This window comes from Pedobacter cryotolerans, from assembly GCF_005116475.1.
In the GTDB taxonomy this organism is placed as follows: Bacteria; Bacteroidota; Bacteroidia; order Sphingobacteriales; family Sphingobacteriaceae; genus Pedobacter; species Pedobacter cryotolerans.
The window spans coordinates 77,451-96,930 of record NZ_SWBO01000010.1; the positions used below are offsets into that span (position 1 = coordinate 77,451).

The 19,480-nt window shown below is 35.1% G+C and carries 16 protein-coding genes; 3 read left to right on the forward strand and 13 right to left on the reverse strand.

Annotated elements, in window-relative coordinates; genetic code table 11:
* Window positions 1-68: 68 nt before the first annotated feature.
* The gene (locus FA045_RS15385) at window positions 69-1,799 is read right to left on the reverse strand and encodes a M28 family peptidase (protein ID WP_136877965.1); all 1,731 of its coding nucleotides are present in this window, start codon (window positions 1,797-1,799) and stop codon (window positions 69-71) included.
* A 117-nt stretch (window positions 1,800-1,916) separates the two neighbouring features.
* Here FA045_RS15385 and FA045_RS15390 point away from each other — a divergent pair, with 117 nt between their 5' ends.
* Window positions 1,917-4,511 carry an AsmA-like C-terminal region-containing protein gene (locus FA045_RS15390; protein WP_136877966.1) on the forward strand — a complete coding sequence of 865 codons (2,595 nt, stop codon included), beginning with the start codon at window positions 1,917-1,919 and terminating at the stop codon, window positions 4,509-4,511.
* Between the two features lie 133 nt (window positions 4,512-4,644).
* On the opposite strand, the gene FA045_RS15395 is transcribed toward FA045_RS15390, so the two are convergent.
* The 6 genes from FA045_RS15395 to FA045_RS15420 all read right to left on the reverse strand — a co-directional run bounded on the left by FA045_RS15395 (window position 4,645) and on the right by FA045_RS15420 (window position 11,090).
* On the reverse strand, window positions 4,645-5,325 hold the full coding sequence (locus tag FA045_RS15395) for a DUF6498-containing protein (RefSeq protein WP_136877967.1): 681 nt from the start codon (window positions 5,323-5,325) through the stop codon (window positions 4,645-4,647).
* A 1-nt stretch (window position 5,326) separates the two neighbouring features.
* On the reverse strand, window positions 5,327-7,285 hold the full coding sequence (locus tag FA045_RS15400; protein ID WP_136877968.1) for a beta-N-acetylhexosaminidase: 1,959 nt from the start codon (window positions 7,283-7,285) through the stop codon (window positions 5,327-5,329).
* Between the two features lie 37 nt (window positions 7,286-7,322).
* Window positions 7,323-7,721 (reverse strand): DoxX-like family protein, encoded by a 399-nt coding sequence (locus tag FA045_RS15405; protein ID WP_136877969.1) that lies wholly within the window; start codon window positions 7,719-7,721, stop codon window positions 7,323-7,325.
* Window positions 7,721-8,230, reverse strand: coding sequence for a GNAT family N-acetyltransferase (locus FA045_RS15410; RefSeq protein WP_136877970.1), 510 nt, complete (start codon window positions 8,228-8,230; stop codon window positions 7,721-7,723). The genes FA045_RS15405 and FA045_RS15410 overlap by 1 nt, the downstream gene beginning before the upstream one ends.
* A 301-nt stretch (window positions 8,231-8,531) precedes the next feature.
* The gene (gene dacB, locus FA045_RS15415; protein ID WP_136877971.1) at window positions 8,532-9,941 is read right to left on the reverse strand and encodes a D-alanyl-D-alanine carboxypeptidase/D-alanyl-D-alanine endopeptidase; all 1,410 of its coding nucleotides are present in this window, start codon (window positions 9,939-9,941) and stop codon (window positions 8,532-8,534) included.
* 156 nt (window positions 9,942-10,097) lie between these two features.
* A complete protein-coding gene (locus FA045_RS15420) occupies window positions 10,098-11,090 on the reverse strand; it encodes an aspartate-semialdehyde dehydrogenase (RefSeq protein WP_136877972.1) in 993 nt (330 codons plus the stop codon).
* A gap of 48 nt (window positions 11,091-11,138) precedes the next feature.
* Between FA045_RS15420 and FA045_RS15425 the strand changes: the two genes are divergently transcribed.
* Both FA045_RS15425 and FA045_RS15430 read left to right on the forward strand, forming a co-directional pair.
* A complete protein-coding gene (locus tag FA045_RS15425) occupies window positions 11,139-12,941 on the forward strand; it encodes a lamin tail domain-containing protein (protein WP_136877973.1) in 1,803 nt (600 codons plus the stop codon).
* Window positions 12,942-12,994: 53 nt separating this feature from the next.
* A complete protein-coding gene (locus FA045_RS15430) occupies window positions 12,995-13,363 on the forward strand; it encodes a YtxH domain-containing protein (RefSeq protein ID WP_136877974.1) in 369 nt (122 codons plus the stop codon).
* Window positions 13,364-13,478: 115 nt separating this feature from the next.
* Here FA045_RS15430 and FA045_RS15435 read toward each other — a convergent pair whose 3' ends face one another.
* The 6 genes from FA045_RS15435 to FA045_RS15460 all read right to left on the reverse strand — a co-directional run bounded on the left by FA045_RS15435 (window position 13,479) and on the right by FA045_RS15460 (window position 19,402).
* Window positions 13,479-14,354, reverse strand: coding sequence for a sugar phosphate isomerase/epimerase family protein (locus tag FA045_RS15435; RefSeq protein WP_136877975.1), 876 nt, complete (start codon window positions 14,352-14,354; stop codon window positions 13,479-13,481).
* A 21-nt stretch (window positions 14,355-14,375) separates the two neighbouring features.
* The gene (locus tag FA045_RS15440; RefSeq protein WP_136877976.1) at window positions 14,376-15,602 is read right to left on the reverse strand and encodes a nucleoside permease; all 1,227 of its coding nucleotides are present in this window, start codon (window positions 15,600-15,602) and stop codon (window positions 14,376-14,378) included.
* A gap of 76 nt (window positions 15,603-15,678) precedes the next feature.
* A complete protein-coding gene (locus FA045_RS15445) occupies window positions 15,679-16,362 on the reverse strand; it encodes a 3-keto-disaccharide hydrolase (protein WP_136877977.1) in 684 nt (227 codons plus the stop codon).
* A gap of 73 nt (window positions 16,363-16,435) precedes the next feature.
* Entirely contained in the window at window positions 16,436-17,893 is a 1,458-nt protein-coding gene (locus FA045_RS15450; protein ID WP_136877978.1) for a Gfo/Idh/MocA family oxidoreductase, read from the reverse strand.
* A 21-nt stretch (window positions 17,894-17,914) separates the two neighbouring features.
* A complete protein-coding gene (locus tag FA045_RS15455) occupies window positions 17,915-18,304 on the reverse strand; it encodes a c-type cytochrome (RefSeq protein WP_136877979.1) in 390 nt (129 codons plus the stop codon).
* A gap of 42 nt (window positions 18,305-18,346) precedes the next feature.
* Entirely contained in the window at window positions 18,347-19,402 is a 1,056-nt protein-coding gene (locus tag FA045_RS15460) for a sugar phosphate isomerase/epimerase family protein (RefSeq protein WP_136877980.1), read from the reverse strand.
* Between the last annotated feature and the right edge of the window lie 78 nt (window positions 19,403-19,480).

Below are 19,480 nucleotides of genomic sequence, written 5' to 3' on the forward strand. Positions count from 1 at the left end.
TTGTTTTAACAAATGGGCCAATCAGTTAAATTTATGCACTTTTAGAAATTTAACTTTTTTGCAAGAAATTAGTTTGCACTACTATTGTTAGATATATTTTTTAGTTCATCTAAAAATATTTGTGTTTGTTTCTCAACCGCTAATGTTGCAACTTTAATTGTAGAACCAACTCTTGTTGTTTTAGGCTCAACCGCCATGGTATTAATAGTTGCTAAAGCATCAACATAATACTTACCCCACACTTCAATAATGTGTTTCTCATCTGTTAAAGATTTTCCTTCTGCAATTGCTTTTTTGCTCAATTCAAACTCTGTTTTTAAACGAATTAATGCATCATTTTTAACCTGATTTACTGTTGCTGATGCTGTATTTTCATCTGCAGTAATTAAAGTATAAGCGGCAGTTAATGCACTTACACCTACATTTTTCATCGTTGTAGCGCTAACTTTATCAATTCTATCGTTATCAGTATGGTAAAATACATCTGTAAAATGCCACATTAACAAACCCGGAATTTGGTTTCTTAAAAATGGCGTATGGTCGCTACCACCTTCAAACGGATTAAAGTTTACTGTCCAATTGGCAAATTTGCCTTGTGTTTTACAAATGTTCATGATAAAATCGTTGTAATAATGCGGAAAAAGATCTTTTTCTTTCACATCTCCAGCTCCCCATTCGCTGTGTTTATCAGTTCCACGTGTCCAAATTGCAGAAGGGTCTGGCATTTTTTCGATTAAGAAACTACCGCCAGTTTTTTTAGTATCCTCACCAACCATATCTAAACTCATTCCCCATAAAATTCCCTTAGCTCTTTCTTTATCATCAGTAATATATCTTCCGGTACTCACAATTTCATCGCCCCACAAAAAAGTTAAAGTACGTTGAGGGTTTAATTTGCCAGATTTAATTAAAGTAGCAGTTACCCTTGCCATTTCTGCCAATGTACCAACGCCAGTAGCGTTATCATTTGCTCCCGGTTCTTGTACGTGAGCGCTGTAAACAAAACGTTCGTTAGGTTTAATACTCCCTTTAACATTTGCAACAATTGTTAATTCTTCGGCCTGATAAATTTTAGTTTCAATATTAACTTTCAATTCTACTTTTCCTTTTAAGCAAGCAGCTTTTAATTTTTCTTTTACGCCATAAGATAAAAGCAGAGACCAAATGCCTGCATTGGCTGGCATACTGCCAAAAGAAATTGAGGTTTGGTGAATTTCTGGTTGGTTATATTTTGGCAACGAATAGCCCATTGCACCAATAGCACCAGCTTTCACAGCTGCACTAATTAACCTGCCAGTGGCTACATCTCCAAAAACAATTTTTCCTTTTAAATCTTTACCCTCAAAATCAGCCGGTGTTCCTTTGCCAACAAATACAACCTCTGCTGTAATTCCATCTTTCGGGGTAGATGGACAATTGATAGGGATCATGTTGCGATTGGTTTTGTAAGCAATCAAAGGCATGGTTTCGCCAACAATAATTACGCTAGCATCAACTGGCTCCCAAGTATTTCGTTTCATTGGGCGTTTTTCAATTCGGTAGGTTAGTGGCGCTTCAAATTCATTGGCTTTTTCGGCTATATAACCTGCTTTTTTTAAAATATCTTCCACATAGTGGATGCTGGCATTGAAACCTGTATTGCCAGGTACACGAAAATATTTTTCTACAAAAGCTGTAGTTTCATAAGCATTTTGCTGATTGAAATTTGCTCTGGTTAATTTAAAATAATTATCAGTTATAGTTTGCGAAAAGCCGGTAGTTGTGAATAGCGTTAAGGCAAAAATTAAAATTCTTTTCATCTGCTGGTTTAAAGTCGAAAGTTAACATGTTATAACCAATAATTATAACTTAGCCCCATAATTCTTATTTGGCTTGTCATTTGCCTAATTCAGGTACACACACAACATCACCATATCATGTTAAAGAAAATTATTATCACAATCGGAATTTTACTTGTTGTATTATTGGCCTCTGCAGCCATAATTCCGATGGTTTTTAAGAAAGAAATCGTAGCTAAAGTTAAATCCTCTATCAACAATCAGCTAAATGCCAAGGTAGATTTTAAAGAATTTGATTTGACCCTTATCAGTTCTTTCCCCAATTTGGGTATAAAATTGAACAATTTAACCGTTGTTGGAACAGATAGTTTTGCCAAGGATACGCTGGCAAACATTAAACAGCTACAATTAAATTTAAATTTAATGAGTGTAGTTAATGGCGGTACTTACGAAATAAAAACTGTTAATTTAGATGAGCCAACTATTTACGCTAAGGTTTTAAAAAGTGGTAAAGCCAATTGGGATATCATGAAACCTGATAGTACAACTACAACAACTGATACTGCTCAAACTAGTTTTAAGGCTGCATTACAAAAATACAGTATAGAAAAAGGAAATATTACTTACGATGATGCTTCTTTAGGTTTTTATATGCAAGCCGAAAACTTAAATCACACAGGTAAAGGCGATTTTACCCAAGATATTTTCACTTTAAATACACAATCAGAAATTGAAAAATTAACCGTTAAATATGGCGGTATTCCATATTTAAACAAAGTGAATTTAAATGCTGAGTTGCCTTTAGACATAGACATGAAGCAGATGAAATTTACCTTCGGCGAAAACAAGATCAAACTTAATGAGCTGTTACTTTCTGCTGTTGGTTATTTGGCAATGCCGAATGAAAATGATATGGTAATGGATTTTAAGTTTGATGCGCAAAAATCTGATTTAAAGAATTTTTTATCGCTAATACCAGCAATTTACGCTACCAATTTTAAGGATCTAGAAGCAACCGGTAAATTTGCAATGAATGGTACGGCAAAAGGCACGTATAACGATAAGTCTATTCCGGCATTTAATGTTAATTTGGGTATCGAAAACGGTAAAATTAAATATCCTAGTTTGCCATCGGCGATAAATAATATCCAGGTTAAATCCACTATTTCTAATCCTGATGGTGTAATTGATCACACTGTGATAAATGTACCAGCATTTCATTTAGAGTTTGGTGCTGCACCAATTGATGGTAGGTTATTGGTTAGAAACCCAATGTCAGATCCGTTTGTAGACATGGCACTAAAAGGAAATTTAGATTTAAAGCAATTAACAGCAATTTTCCCGATGAAAGATTTGACTTTGAGTGGTCTCTTAAATGCAGATGTGCAAGCCGCAGGTCGTAAGTCATCAATAGATAAAGGCCAATATCAAGATTTTAAAGCCTCTGGACAAATGCAGGCTAGCAATTTTATCTATGCTGGTAAAAATGTGCTAATGCCAGTTAATGTGCCATCGGCGAAGATGAGTTTTAGTCCGCAAAACATAACTTTAAGTAATTTGGTGGCTAAAGTTGGTAAAAGCGATTTTGCTGCCAATGGTACTGTAAATAATTACTTGAGTTATGTATTCAAGAAAAATCAATTGTTAAAAGGTAATTTCAATCTAACATCTGGTTTAATAGATGTGAATGAGCTCATGGGTTCACCTAAAGTAACTACGGATAATAAATCAGCTGATGCGAAAATGACAATATTTGAAGTACCCGAGAATATCGACTTTAATTTAGGTGTAAAGGCAGCAAAAGTTAATTACGATAAATATGATATCCGCAATGCGAAAGGAGATTTATTAATAAAAGATAAAACTGTATATTTTAAAGATATGGCTTTAAATATGTTGGCTGGAACAGTAAAAATGAATGGTTCTTATGCAACGGTTAATCCAAAAAAGCCAAAAGTTGATATCGATTTTGGTATTGAAAGGATGGATATACAACAAGCTTTTAATGCATTTAATACTATAAAATTATTGGCGCCAGTGGCTAAGTTTACCAAAGGTACGTTCTCTACAAACTTGAAATTTAACTCAGATTTAGATGAAGGAATGATGCCAATCTATTCATCGATAAATGCGGAAGGTTTAACCAACATTATACAGGCTTTAGTAGAAGGTTTTGAGCCAGTAAATAAATTGGCAGCAGCATTAGGTTCTGCCGACTTGAAAAAGTTGGAGTTAAATAACGTACTCACTAAATTTAAAATTGCCAACGGGCGATTAAACGTTTCGCCATTTGATATTAAAGCAAAAGGAATAGTAATGAATGTAGGCGGCTCTAACGGTATAGACCAAACTATGGATTATAATTTGGCTTTAAATGTGCCAAGGGCGATGCTTGGTGCAAGTGCTAATAATGCAGCCAATGCCATTATTGCTGGCTTAAATAGCAAAGCTGGCACCAACGTTTCTATGGGCGAAACCGTTAAGGTTAACGCAGTTTTAGGCGGTACATTTTTAAAACCTACTATTAAATTAAAATATGGTGCTGGCGATGGAACAGCAAAATCTGCTGTAGCCACTACAGTAAACCAAGTTGTAGCAGAAAAGAAGGCCGAATTACAAGCCAAAGCACAAGAAAAAATAGATACGGTTAAAAAGAAAGCAGTAGAAAAGGTAACTACAGAAATTGGCAAAAAATTAGGAGGGTTGTTTAAGAAGAAGACTGAAAATCCGTAATAAAATTCAATATTAACTCACTGGTCTTAGCATCTCGCTAATACCTTATTGTGTTTTTTTTGTTTAGTCTTAGCGAGACGCTAAGACTAGGGGGGACGCTAAGACTAGGGGCTATGAATTGGTTTTGAAATTTCTATTGTTTTTGTAAACTATCTAGTAAACTTTTTTTGCTTTTATCAGCGTGATTTATGGCATAAATATCAACACAAAACTTGATGATAAAGAAGGGTAGGATGATTGCATATTTATTAAAACTGCCAAATGTGAAACTAAAACTTGTGAATTTACCACTTGTAATTGCCCATAAAAATGCGCCTAAAATGATTGATAAATGCAAGGTTAATAAATTACCGCTCATGTCACTAAAACTTGGTATTGGCGCATTGCGATTTAAAGATGCTGTTCTAATCTGAATAAACTCTCTAACTAAAGCAATCATGATGCACACATTAAATGCTATATCTTGAAAAAACACAATTTTAATATTTCTCCCAAGTGCATCTGTACTATCTTTATCGAGATGAAAGAATAAACCGAATACAATTACAATAAAAACTGAATAAACAAATAAAAAGAAGAACCTTGCTTTTACATTTGTTAAGGCCTGTGCTTTAGTGAATTTTGGTACAATTTGTAAATCTTCTGTATGCATTTTTAATTGAATGTACATCGAGATACTTCTGATTAGTTCATCAAACCAAAATAAATAAACAATAAAAAATATACTGGCATTTTGATAAGTTATGCTGTAAATAGCATAGGCACTAAATAACAATAAAAATAGAATATTGATGTTTTTTTGTGCCTTTTCCATGCTATCTTTTGCCTGCTCGCTTCTCTAATTCTTCAATTGGCATATTCATCATCCTACCTACCGGATTTTTACCTCTGTAAGTAATCACTTTTAAAACTTTTGCATCAATTGGTGGCACTAGAGGAGTGGTGTATTTAGGGTAAAAACGATCTGGAAATGAATTATCGAAACTGTAGTAAATATCTAAACCTTCAACCTCTGTACTTAAAGTAACCAATAAATTTCTATCAGCACTTCGTTTAACCCCAAAAATAGGATCGTAAACACTTGGTGCGTATTTGGTTTCTGCAATGTCTAGTCTTTTAAAATGAGCTTCTGTTTTAGCAAAAAAAGTAGTCCAGTTTTTTTTCTCTTTTGGGCTCCAAACCGATTCTGCTATGGCAAAACCACGTGGCCAAGTCATGTATTCTGCTTGACGGATGTTAAAAACCTGCTCCGTCCATAAATTTGCTTGTCCGCCTTTTATAAATTTCGCGTTAGCGCCTTCTGGTACGGGATCGAACTCGTAAGATTTACTTAAACGTAAAGAAGCATAAACCTTAGGTTCGGTAATGGCATCTGCCTGCATATAATCAATGTAAGCGTATTGGGTTGGTGTCATCACTACTTCGTGGCCAGCTTTTGCCGCATCTAAGCCATGTTGCATATTTCGCCAGCTCATTACGGCTGCTGTGGGCGAAACACCACCTTCTAAAACTTCATCCCAAGCCATAAATTTTTTACCTTTTGAAACGATAATTTGTTCTACTCGTTTCTCGAAATAGGCTTGTACCTCTGGGATGGTTTTTAAACCTTCGCGTTTCATCAGTTCTTTGATCTGATCATTCTTTTCCCAAAAATTACGAGCAACTTCATCTCCACCTACATGGATATAAGGAAAAGGGAATAATTGTGCTATTTGACTAAAAACCGTGTCTAAAAAAACGTAAACCTTCTCATTTGCCGGACAAAGCGTATTATCAACCAAACCCAATGGTGGTGCGCCACGGCTCCAATCCATAATTTTTTCGCCGCTGCGTACTTTATAGTTTACCGCTTCTGGTGTGCAAGAAAGTTCGGGGTAAGATGCAATTGCAGCCAAACTATGCCCAGGAACATCAATTTCTGGCATAATATCTACAAAACGCTCTTTAGCATAAGCTACTAATTCTTTTATGTCTTCTTGGGTATAAAAGCCCCCATAATTGCGTGGTTCGTTTGGTTTTGGTGTAATAAAATCGCCGAAGGTACCTTCACGTTTTACATTCCAAGCACCAACTTCGGTTAGTTTTGGCAAACCTTTAATTTCAATTCTCCATCCTTCATCATCAGATAGGTGTAAATGCAAAATATTATATTTATAGCGAACCATGGCATCTATATACTGCTTTACTTCTTGTTTGGTAAAAAAGTGTCTGGCTACATCAAACATTAATCCTCTCCAACCCAAACGTGGATAATCGGTAACTTCCACACAAGGTGCAGTCCATTTTACGCCTTTAATTTCTTCTTTACTTTCTATTTCTTTTGGCAAGAGTTGGATAAAAGATTGAACCCCATAAAAAATACCTGCGGGCTTATTTGCACGAATGATAACTTGTTTTGTGCCAACTGTAAGATGATAGCCTTCATTACCTAAAGTTGCATCTTCCGTATCGTTAATTACTAGTTTAATGGTTGGGTTTGTTGCTGGTGGATTAACTGAGTTTATATAATATCCCGTAGGTACGGATAAACGCTCTTTTAAAAAGGCAACTGTTTGCTTTAGCTCTGCCGATTTGCCTACTTGAATAGTTATATTATTGGGTAATATGAAATGTCCAGTTTGTTTAATTAAACGAACTGGTTCAGGAATAATGGCAATTTCGGTATTTGATATGGGCTCATTATTGGCAAAAGTTTCGCTATTCTCTTCAATAGTTTGTGCAGAAACGTTTAGACATAAAAGTAAAAAGGGGAATATGTGGAAGATAAATTTCATCAAAAAGTAAATTGGTTAAAAATGATGTTGCAATTTATTAATTATTTGGTACTTGAGAAATTGATTGTAACTCTTTCTGGTGATAGCATTGATTAGCGTAAATGATACCCATAAAAATAATGGCGAAAATAATATTCAGCTTGCCAAATAATAATAACTCTGGAGCGAGAAAGAATTCTATGATGTTCATACTAGCAATTAACATCAATTGAAAAAGAGTAGTTAATTTAGGTTGAAGTCTTGTCAAAATCCAAATTGCTAAGAGCACTTCTAAAATCCCTATAGTTTTTGTTAGCAAAACTGCATATTCTTGAGAAAGTGCTTTGCCAACTATTGCTTGATGACGAGGTGCAAGATTTAAAACTTTGCAGAAAAAGCCATTTATAAACCAAACCATCGCAATTGCGAAATTAACAAACAAGTTTAAGAACTTCATTATATGGTATTTGGTTTTCTAATGGCATAAACTACTTCATCGTAAAAAGTGCCATTTTTATAAAGTGTTTCTTTCAATTCTGCCTCCAAAGAAAATCCCGCTTTTTCTAAAACACGTCGAGATTTTAGGTTGATATCATAAGTTGAAGCATAAATTCTTGTGATATCGAAAGTTTTAAAACCATAATTAACCATTAATTTTACGGCTTCGGGAACTATGCCATTTCCCCAAAACTCTTCTCCAATCCAATAGCCAATTTCTGCATTTTTGCAATGGATGTCTGTTTTTGGATGAACACCAATTGAGCCAACGACTTCATTATTTATAGTTATCGCAAAAATTTCTGGTGTTATTGCTGATAAAGCTAAATTGATAAAGGCTATTCCATGATCTATAGTGTACGGAAATTCAAATTTATTGCTTAAATTTTTGGCAATATTGTAATTGTTAGCGTGTTTTACCAAGCTATTTAAATCTGAAGATTGAAAAGGACGAAGTTCGAATTGCATAATCTTAATTATTTATCCTTCCGACTTTGGAGGAATTTCAATGAGTACCTTCAAAAATGAGATTCTTCGTTGCACTTCCATTGACGTTATTTATTAAGTATCTATAAATCAATTTTTTTTAAAAAAAATAAGCTCCTTGTTTTGTCATTTCCTGCCTGCCGGCAGGCAGGCGACTTCGGAGGAATCTCATAGTTGGAATACAAAATTCGAGATCCTTCGCTGCACTCTGGATGACAAAACGAGCTAAATTAACGTCATTCATATTTTTTTTATGAAATAAATTATCCCTCAGAATGACAATCTATTTCAAAGCATCTAAAACTTTAAAAAGCTTTTTACTAATATTAGAGCCGCTATAGTTATTGATGTTAATTACTGCGATATATTTTTGTCCGTTACTTGCTGTATAATAGCCAGCATAGGCTGAAACATCATTAATACTCCCACTTTTAAGTTTCATGCCATTGTTTTCTGGCAATGAATTGTAAAAGGGAGCAAACCAATCTTCTTTTTGAGCCTGAAATAAAATACTAGCCATTGCCGATGTAGTCACTCTTGTGCCAGGAGATAATCCACTTCCGTCTAAAATATTTAATGCATTTTTATCAATTCCTTTGCCTGCCCAATAATTAATTACCGCTGTAGCACCGTTTTTTGTTGAAGGTGTTTTGCCTGTTTTCCAAGCAATAGTTTTTAGCAGTTGCTCGCCATAAAGATTTACGCTTTTTTTATTGAACCAATATACAATTTCGCTTAAGTCTGGAGAACTTGTAGTTGTTAGTTTTTGCGTAGCCGTAGGTATATTTTGATTTGCTAGAACTAACTTTCTGTTCGTTGTAGCTTCTTTACCTACCGAAATATTTAGTCTTGATAAAGTATCTTGTAAACGAAAAGCCGCATCAAAAGCGGGGTCGGGTAAAGCCAATGAAATACCTGATTTGTTAATCCCCATTCCCCAAGTGCCACGTAAATAAGCCAAATCTCCATAAGGTGGCAGAAACCCGTAAGCGTTATCGCCAGAGCCAGATGAGCCAGTTTTAAGTTCGTTTACAATTTTGATATAAGGCATTGCCGGAACAAAATTTTGAACAGTAACTGCAGCTCCCATATTGCTTCCTGGTTTTAATTTCACGTCGAACTGATTTTCACGCCAAGAGAGTGAAGATCCACCAGCGCCATAATAATTACCCATGTCTTGCCAAATCCAGCCTTCAGGCATGGTTTGGGTGCCAAATAAACTATCATCGCCAACAACCGAACCTGTAATTTTTTTAATTCCTGCAGTTTTAATGGCATTAACCCAACTATTTAAAACAACATTTTCTTTGGTTTGCTCATAACGCCACGAGCCTAAAGTTGGGTCTCCGCTACCAATAATGATTAAATCACCGTCTAAAGTCCCATTATTATCAATCTTGCCGCTATAGGCCAAAGTAGTTTGATATTTAAAATCCTTACCTAAAATGCTAAAAGCTGTTGCTGCGGTTATGGTTTTTAAGGTTGAAGCTGTTGCTAAACCAATATTTTCATTTTTAGCAAAAACTATCTTTCCGCTTTGCGCATCTAATACGCAAAGTGAGGTAATGGCATATTTTGCTTGCTCATCATTTGCTAAAATCTGATAAGCTTGTTCTAGCTTAGCAACTGGATATTGGGCAAATGAAGTAACGGAAAGTGCAATTAAGAAAAGGGATAGCTTGATAAATTTCATTTGCTGATTTTTGTTAGATGGGCAAATCTCTAAATTATGTAATTTTAGATTATAATATCGTTTTTATATGTAATATTGAGATTAGAGAATGTTTTGCAACAAAAAAAGTGATGCATTAGATACATCACTTTTTAAAATTTTTTAGTAAAAAATAATTTATACTAATTCTTTTCTCACCAAATACTCGGCAATTTGAACTGCATTTGTAGCAGCACCTTTACGCAAGTTATCGGCAACAATCCACATGTTTAAAGTATTTGGCATCGATTCGTCTCTACGTATGCGACCTACAAAAACTTCGTCTTTTTCATGTGCATCTTTTGGCATTGGATATTTATTATTTGCAATATCATCAACTACAATAATTCCCTCAGTTTTTTCTAATAAAGAAGTTACTTCAGCTAAATCAAATTCATTTTCAAACTCGATGTTTACAGACTCTGAGTGACCGCCCATAACAGGGATTCGAACCGTAGTAGCTGTTAAACGAATGCTATCATCGCCCATAATTTTACGGGTTTCGTTAATCATTTTCATTTCCTCCTTGGTGTAGCCATTCTCTGTAAATACATCAATTTGTGGAATAACGTTTAAATCGATTTGATAAGCATAAGCCATTTCACCATCAAAAACACCATTACGTTCATTCATCATTTGGTCTACAGCTTTTACACCAGTACCAGTAACCGATTGATAAGTTGAAACAACAACACGTTTAATTTTGTATTTATCGTGTAATGGTTTAAGCGCAACTACCATTTGTATAGTAGAGCAATTTGGGTTAGCAATAATTTTATCATCTAATGATAAAACATTTGCATTAACTTCTGGCACAACCAAAGGGATTTTTGGATCCATTCTCCATGCAGAAGAATTATCGATAACTGTTGTTCCAGCTTCTTTAAAGCGAGGAGCGTGTTCTAATGATGTACTTCCGCCAGCAGAAAATAGGGCAATATCAGGGCGCATTCCAATCGCAGTATCCATGCTAACGATTGGAAACTGTTTACCCTTAAACGTAATTAACTTACCAACGCTCTTTTCTGAAGCAACTGGAATTAATTCTGTTAATGGGAAATTTCTCTCCTCCAATACTTTTAACATAACAGTACCTACAAGTCCTGTGGCACCTACTACTGCAACTTTCATTTTCTGTTTTTTTAATTATATTTAGTTAATTCTTAATATCTACCAAATATGAGAAAAACTTTACTTTTATTTATGCTCCTGAGTGTTAAACTTACATTCGGTCAATTAACTGATGACTTTAGCGATGGCAATTTTACGGCAAATCCATCCTGGGTTGGTCAAAATTCTCAGTTTTATGTCAACGCCAACGGGCAGCTTCAAAGCGCATTAAGTTCTACTGCTCAATTGGTTAGCTTAAGTACTGCTAATTTTTTAGCACTTAATACCCAATGGGATTTTTTTGTGCAAATGAATTTTGATCCTTCATCTAGCAACCAAGCAAGAATTTATTTAATTGCTGATCAACAGGATTTAAGCGGCTCTTTAAATGGGTATTTTATCCAAATTGGAGAAAGTGGAAGTACAGATAGTTACGATTTGTTTAGGCAAACAGGTACAACGGTTACTAAAATTATAGATGGTGCAGCAAAAAGCAGAGCTGATGTAAATTTATTAAAAGCTAAAATAAAAGTAATTCGAGATGAATACGGTAAATGGGAATTGTATACCGATATTACTGGAGCTAACAATTTTGTAATAGAGGGAACAACAACGGATTTAACGCATGTAAACTCAGATTGGTTTGGCGTGAGGTGCAATTACACAGCAACACGTTCAGCAGGTTTTATCTTTGATGATTTTAAAATTGTAGCGTTAACACCAGATATTACACCTCCTGTTTTATTGAGTGCCAAAGCATTAGATGAATTTAATATAGAAGTTGTTTTCTCTGAAAGATTACAAGTATCATCCGCCTTTATGGCGAGCAATTACACGGTAACTAATTTAGGCAACCCAGTAAATGTATCAAATACAACAATTGCAAATGTTTATAAATTAACTTTTGCATCGGCTTTGCCAAATGGCGAAAATAAATTGACTGTTCATAATTTGAGCGATTTGGCGGGTAATCCAATAGTTGCAAATAGTTTAGCGTCGTTCTTTTATTTAAAACCATATACACTTAAAAAAGGTGATATTTTAATTAGTGAAGTGCTTTCTAATCCACGAACTGGAGGTGTAGATTTTGTAGAAATTTACAACAATACCAACCAAATATTAGATGTAAAAGAATTGCAATTAGCCAACACTGATGCAGCTGGTCAGCCAGCAAATATAAAAAATGTAAGCACCGCATCAGTTTATGTGCCTGCCAAAACCTATTGGGTGTTAACAACAAATCCTACAACCATTCAGCAACATTACGATGTAAAATATCCTAATCAGTTGATACAAATGAGCAGTCTGCCCGCATATAATAACGATCAAGGTACAGTTGTTTTATTAACTAGTAACGGAGTTTTAGAACAATTGAATTACAACGAAAAAATGCATATTAAGCTACTGCAAGATGGTGATGGTGTATCGCTAGAGCGGATATCATTTGCAGCTGATGCAAATGCAATTGGTAATTTTAAATCTGCCGCTCAGTCTGTAGGTTTTGCTACGCCAACAGCTAAAAATTCTCAAGAGTTTGATAATTCGATTACTAAAAGCAAAGTTTCAATAGCAAACAAAGTGTTTTCGCCTGACGATGATGGCTTTGAAGATGTATTAAAAATTGACTACAACTTCATTACTAATGGTTATGTGGCTACGGTAAACATCTATACAGACAGGGGAGTTTTAGTGCGCAAGTTGCAACGCAATACAACTATTGCAAGCAACGGTTTTTTTACTTGGGATGGCTTAAATGATGCCGGAATAAAAGGTAACATTGGTATTTATATAATTAAATTTGATGCCTTTACTGCAAACGGAAAAATGGAAAGTTTTAAACAAACTTGCGTTTTGGCAGCAAAGCTGAATTAAAAAATCAAAAAACAATTTTATTTTAGGCTTGTTATTTTTAAAACATTAAAACTATGAAATACGGAAAATTGATATCGAAATTGACAAAGAGATCTAATAATAACGGATACGTAGCAGTAGCATTAGTTGCGGGTTTAGCAGCAGGTGCATTATTGAGTATTTTATTTGCACCAGAAAGTGGCGAAGATACACGAAGAGTAATTAGAGATAAAGCAAAAGGCTTAGGCGATAATGCAAGAGATAAATTTAATGCCCTTAAAAATAAATTTAATGGCTATGATTTTGAAGAGCATGATGATGATGTTGCTCCTGAAGTTCCGCATTTTGTGAATAAAGTGCCTAAAAAGCGAAAATCAGATATTAAAGATATCGTTCATGAAGCTCATGTAGAAAGTCAGAACACCGAACAATCTATAAGTTAATTCACTTGTAAAATTTGCTTTTAAAAAGCAATTATTATCATTTTGGCTTCCCCATATCTCATAAAAAAATCCCAACAATTTAAATTGTTAGGATTTTTTTTTGAGGTTGTATTAATTACAATAGTTGAGTATTCACATAATCAAAACTTGATTTAACAGAACCCATCACGTCTGGTTTGTAATTGGTTTCATGCTCAACAAAATAATGTTTAACTCCAGCCTGTTTAGCTCCAGTTAAAATATTTTTAAAATCTATACTGCCTTGTCCAACTTCTGCATTTAAAGCTTTGTTGCCTTTATCCATATCTTTAACATGAAACATGGTGAAGCGTTTAGGGTGTGCATTAAACAAATCTATCGGGTTTATTTCTGATCTTACTGCCCAGTATAAATCTAATTCAAAATCAACTAACTTTTTATCAGTTTCATTGAGCAAAATTTCGAATCCTGTGGTGTCGCCAAATTTTTTAAATTCAAAATCGTGGTTATGGTAAGCGATTTTTAAACCAGAAGCTTTACATAAATTACCTGCTTCATTAAGTTTAGCTGCGATTTTTTTATAATCATCAGCAGTTTTCCTCACGTTTCCATCAAGCCAAGGCACCGTTACGTAGGTACTACCTAAAATATTTGCAGCTTCAATGTATGCTTTTAATACATCGGTATTTTTGCCCGACATGTATTCTCCCATTTCGAAATGCCCACTCGGAGAACTCATGCCATGTTGATCTAATAAAGCTTTGAAGGCCTTCGCATCTAAACCCCAAAAACCATTTTTTGCAGAATAACTAAAAGTTTCAACTTCCTTATAGCCTATGGCAGCAACCTTTGAAATAATGCTAGTGATGTCATTTTTAATCACATCTCTCAAGCTGTACAATTGCAAGCCAATTGCCTTTTTGGCCACAGGCGTACATGCAAACGATGGTGCTATTGCTACAGTTGCAGCAAATAAACCAGATTGTTTAAGGAAAGTTCTTCTAGAGTTCATATTGCAAAATAGCATTTTTTTTTATAATTCTGTTTGGGTTTTGGTTTTATCGTTAAATAGCAATGCAAATATTAAAAATACTACAAAAGCTATACCTGCCGGGATAATCCAAATCATTTTCCAATCTTCAACTCCGTTAATTTTATAAGTTTCGGTGATTTGGCCAGCAACCATAAAACCAATAAGCATACCAATACCATAAGTTGCTAAAGTAATTAAACCTTGTGCAGCACTTTTAAATTTATCGCCAGCTTTAGAGTTGGTATAAATTTGGCCTGATACAAAGAAAAAATCATAACAAATGCCATGTAAAGCTATACCAATAATTAACATGAAACTCAATTCGCCTGCATTGCCATAAGCAAATAAAACATAACGAATTGCCCAAGCCAACATACCAACCAAAATTGTTTTTTTGAAGCCGAATTTTTTGAAAAATATAGGTAAAGCTAAAAGGAATAAAACTTCAGAAATTTGACCAATGGTCATTTTTCCTGTGGGATTTTCCATACCAACATTGGTTAAAAAATTATTTGCGTTTTGATAGTAGAATGCTAAAGGAATACAGATCAAAATAGATGAGATAAAGAAAATCAGAAAGTTTTTGTCCTTCAAAAGTTTCAATGCATCTAAGCCCAAAATATCAGAAACTGTGATTTTTTCTCCTTTACCTTTTGGTGGAGTTTTTGGTAACAAGAAACTAAATACACCAAGAACAATTGATGCAATGCTTGCCATTAAAAATGTATTTCTCAATAATCCATCTTTAACGCCTTCTTGCGAATCCCAATGAAAAGCAAAGCTGATTAACAAACCTGCTGCGATCCAACCTAATGTACCCCATATTCTAATACTTGAAAACTCTTTTTCAGGATCTGTCATTTGGTTAAATGAAACTGAATTTACCAAAGCTAAAGTTGGCATGTACAAAATCATATAGCTTAACACATAAGGATAGAATACAGAAATATCTGCCGCATTGTACATCTGATACATTAAAATTGCTCCTAAAATGTGTAAAACACCAAGAATTTTTTCTGCATTAAAATAACGATCGGCAATTAAACCAATAATAAAAGGGGCGATAATTGCTCCCCAAGATTGGGTTGAAAAAACTGCACCTGTTTCGGGTCCTGATGCACCTAAATTTTTGCTCAGAAATGTGCCAAGTGTTACAAACCATGCTCCCCAGATAAAAAATTCTAGGAACATCATAAAAGACAGTTTAACGCGGATAGTTGGGTTCATTTTATATTTGGTTTTAAGTTAAATGCAAAAGCAAAAAGACCAAAGATTTGGCCTTTTTGCTTTAAACTTTATAATTTTATTTTAATTCTTTAATCATGATGTTTTTAAACCAAACCTCATCACCATGGTCTTGTAAACCAATTTTACCAGTTTTGTGTACGCCGAAACCTTCCCATTTAGCAAATTTACTTCCTGCAATTAAGGCTTTCCAATTGTCATCCCACATGGTGGTTTTAACAACTTTAACGCCATTTAAAACTAAGGTTAATTTGCCATTATCACTAATAATTTCTGCTTTATTCCATTCGCCAACTGGTTTAACTGGTTCGCTTTTGCTTTTAACCATATCGTACAAATCACCAGCTCTGTGTTTGGTAATTTTACCATCTGGGTGGCCATCATTATCAATAACTTGCATTTCTGGTCCAGTTAAATACGTTTGACCATATTTTTTGTCTTCAAAAATATTAAAAATGATACCGCTATTGGCTTTAGGAGCAACTTTCCATTCTAATTTTAAATGATAGTTTGTGTAAGCTTTGTCGGTAACTAAATCTCCACCACCAGTTCTACCTTTTTTGGTTGGGTTCATGTGTATGGCGCCATCAACAACTTCCCAAGCACTACCAACAGTAGTTTTGTTGTAGGTATGCCATCCCGTCATTGTTTTTCCATCGAATAAAGGCACAAAGCCTTTTTGTGCACTAGCAAATTGGCTTGCTGCGAAAATCATTAGTGCAGATAATATGTATTTTTTCATTATATAATTTTAAGGATGTCAAACCCATCATCAAATTGTTTAAATAAGCTGATGATGGGTTAATTTTTGTTAATTACACGCCTAAGCTGTAACCATCGCGATATTGTCTTTTCACAAACTGATTAACATCGTCGAAGTTTGTTACTTTCATCAACTCGTTACTCCATAATAATTTTGTGTATCTACCTGGGTACGTATTTCTGCCACGCTCATCTTTACGCTGTACATCTGCTGCACGAATTGCCAAGTTAGCCATCAATAAAGCTTCTGTTAACGGACCCGCAATCTCGAATGGAGAACTTAACTCTTTTTTACCGTGTCCTGCAATTGCAGCTTCTACCCATTGTGCATAGTGACCAGCCTCCTGATTTGTTACACGAGCAAATTTTTGCGCAACTTTTAAGTTTTCCATTCTGCTTAATGGTAAAAGTTTAGGATTTCTTCCATAAGTTTCAGAAGTCATTTTGCCTTTTGTACCAATAAACAAAGTAGCGTTACCGCCATCACCAAATTTTTCGTTTGGTGCTAATTCTTCTGGTCTTTCTGGCTGTATACCACCATCCATCCAGTGTACAGTAACATCACCTTTGGTTTTATTTGTTTTAGGGAATTTTAAAGTTACATGGCTCGATGGAGGGCAACTATCTGGGAAATATCCACGTTTAAATTCATCAACATAAACCGAACCTACACTTGCCTGTACTTCTGTTGCATATTTTAAACCTAACACACTAAAAGGTGTTTCTAATAGGTGGCAACCCATATCTCCTAATGCACCAGTTCCATAATCCCACCATCCACGCCAGTTAAAAGGCACTAATTTATCTACAAAATCTTTGTAAGGTGCAGTACCTAACCATAAATCCCAATCTAATTCTTTAGGAATATCTGCTTTGTTTGCAGACCATGGAATACCTTGTGGCCAAACAGGTCTATCGGTAAATGCATAAATAGTGTGCACATCGCCAATTAAACCCGCATCATACCATTCTTTCATTTGGCGTGGACCATCATTTGAAGATCCTTGATTGCCCATTTGAGTTACAACTTTATATTTTTTCGCAGCTTCGGTTAAAGCACGAGCTTCAAAAATATCATGAGCTAAAGGTTTTTGAACATAAACGTGTTTGCCTAACTGCATAGCTGCCATAGCTTGCACAGCGTGGTTATGATCTGGCGTAGAAACAGAAACAGCATCAAAATTTTTGTGCTCTTTTTCATACATTTCACGCCAATCTTTATAAAATTTAGCTTTTGGATATGCTTTTACGCTACCTGCAGCTCTACGGGTATCTACATCGCACAAGAAACCAATATCAGCTTTACCGCTATCGTAGAATGCTTTGATATCTCCACCACCTTTACCACCAACACCAACACCTGCTACAATTAAGCGATCACTTGGTGCTAAAAATCCTTTTCCACCCAAAACATGGCGTGGTACAATTGTAAATGCAGCAGCGGCAACTGCGGTCGATTTAAGAAAATTACGTCTGCTATTGTCTGCCGTTTCCTTATTTAAGTTTTTCATCTATTTAATTTTAGGGTGAAATTATTTTTTTAACGAAAGAATATATTTAACCATTGATTTGGCATCATCTTCTGTAATTTTTGCATGAGGTGTCATTGGTACAGCACCCCAAACTCCCTTACCGCCTTTTATAATTTTGCTCGCTAAAAGGGCTATATTTTCATCATTTGATGGATATTTTTCAGCAATTTCTTTATATGATGGACCAATTAATTTGTTTTCCTTATGGTGGCAACCCACGCAATCAGATTTAACAATTAATAATTCTCCTGGCTCCATTGCTGATTTGCTTGCTGGGGCGGGAGTTGTAGTAGCTGTTGTTGCAGTAGTGCTTTCGGATGTGTCACCTGAGCCACCGCAAGCAGCTAAAAATAAGGCGATACCTCCCAAAAATAGAAATGTTTTTTTCATGTGTTTTGTTGTGTTATGTGTTGTAGTGAGTTTCATTTAACTTTATGATAAGCCTAATATTGTTTTGTTAAAATCTTGATTTCCGCCAGATGCGGCAAAATCATCAAAAGCTTTTGTGGTTACTGGTATAATGTGATTTTTGATAAATTCGGCGCCTTCGCGAGCACCAGTTTCTGAATCTTTAATGCAGCATTCCCATTCCATTACTGCCCAGCCTTTATAATCGTATTGTGTTAATTTGCTAAAAATGCGTTTAAAATCAACTTGTCCATCTCCAGGAGAACGGTATCTGCCGGCACGATTTGCCCAGCTTTGGTAACCGCCAAAAGTACCTTGTTTACCTGTCGGATTAAATTCGGCATCTTTTACATGGAAAGCTTTAATTCGCTCGTGGTAAAAATCGATGTATTGAATATAATCTAATTGTTGTAGCACAAAGTGGGATGGATCGTATAATAAACACGCTCTTGGATGATGATTTACCTTATCTAAAAACATTTCATAAGTTTCGCCATCAAATAAATCTTCACCTGGATGAATTTCATAGCAAACATCAACCCCACAATTGTCAAATTCATTTAAAATGGGTGTCCAACGTTTGGCTAATTCAGTAAAACCGTCATCAACCAAACCTTCAGGTCTTTGTGGCCAAGGATGAAAAGTATGCCATAAAAGTGAACCGCTAAATGTTGCATGTGCATTTAAACCTAAGTTTTGAGAAGCTTTAGCCGCGTACATCATTTGTTGTACAGCCCATTCGGTTCTAGCTTTCGGGTTTCCCTTTACTTCATTGGCAGCAAAAGCATCAAATAATGAATCGTAAGCTGGGTTTACCGCTACCAATTGCCCTTGTAAATGCGTTGATAATTCTGTAATTACCAAGCCATGTGAGGCTACTTGTGCAGTCAATTCATCAGCATAGGTTTTACTTTCTGCAGCTAACTTTAAGTCGATAAATCTTTTATCAAGTGTTGGCATTTGAACGCCCTTGAAACCTAAATTTGCTGCCCATTTACAAATTCCATCTAACGAATTAAATGGTGCCTCATCTCCAATAAATTGGGCTAAAAATACTGCTGGTCCTTGTATCGTTGTCATTTTTAGTTTAGTTTTTGGTTGATAGTTTATAGTCAATGGTTTATAGTCAATTGTGCTTACGCAAATAGGCTATATGCT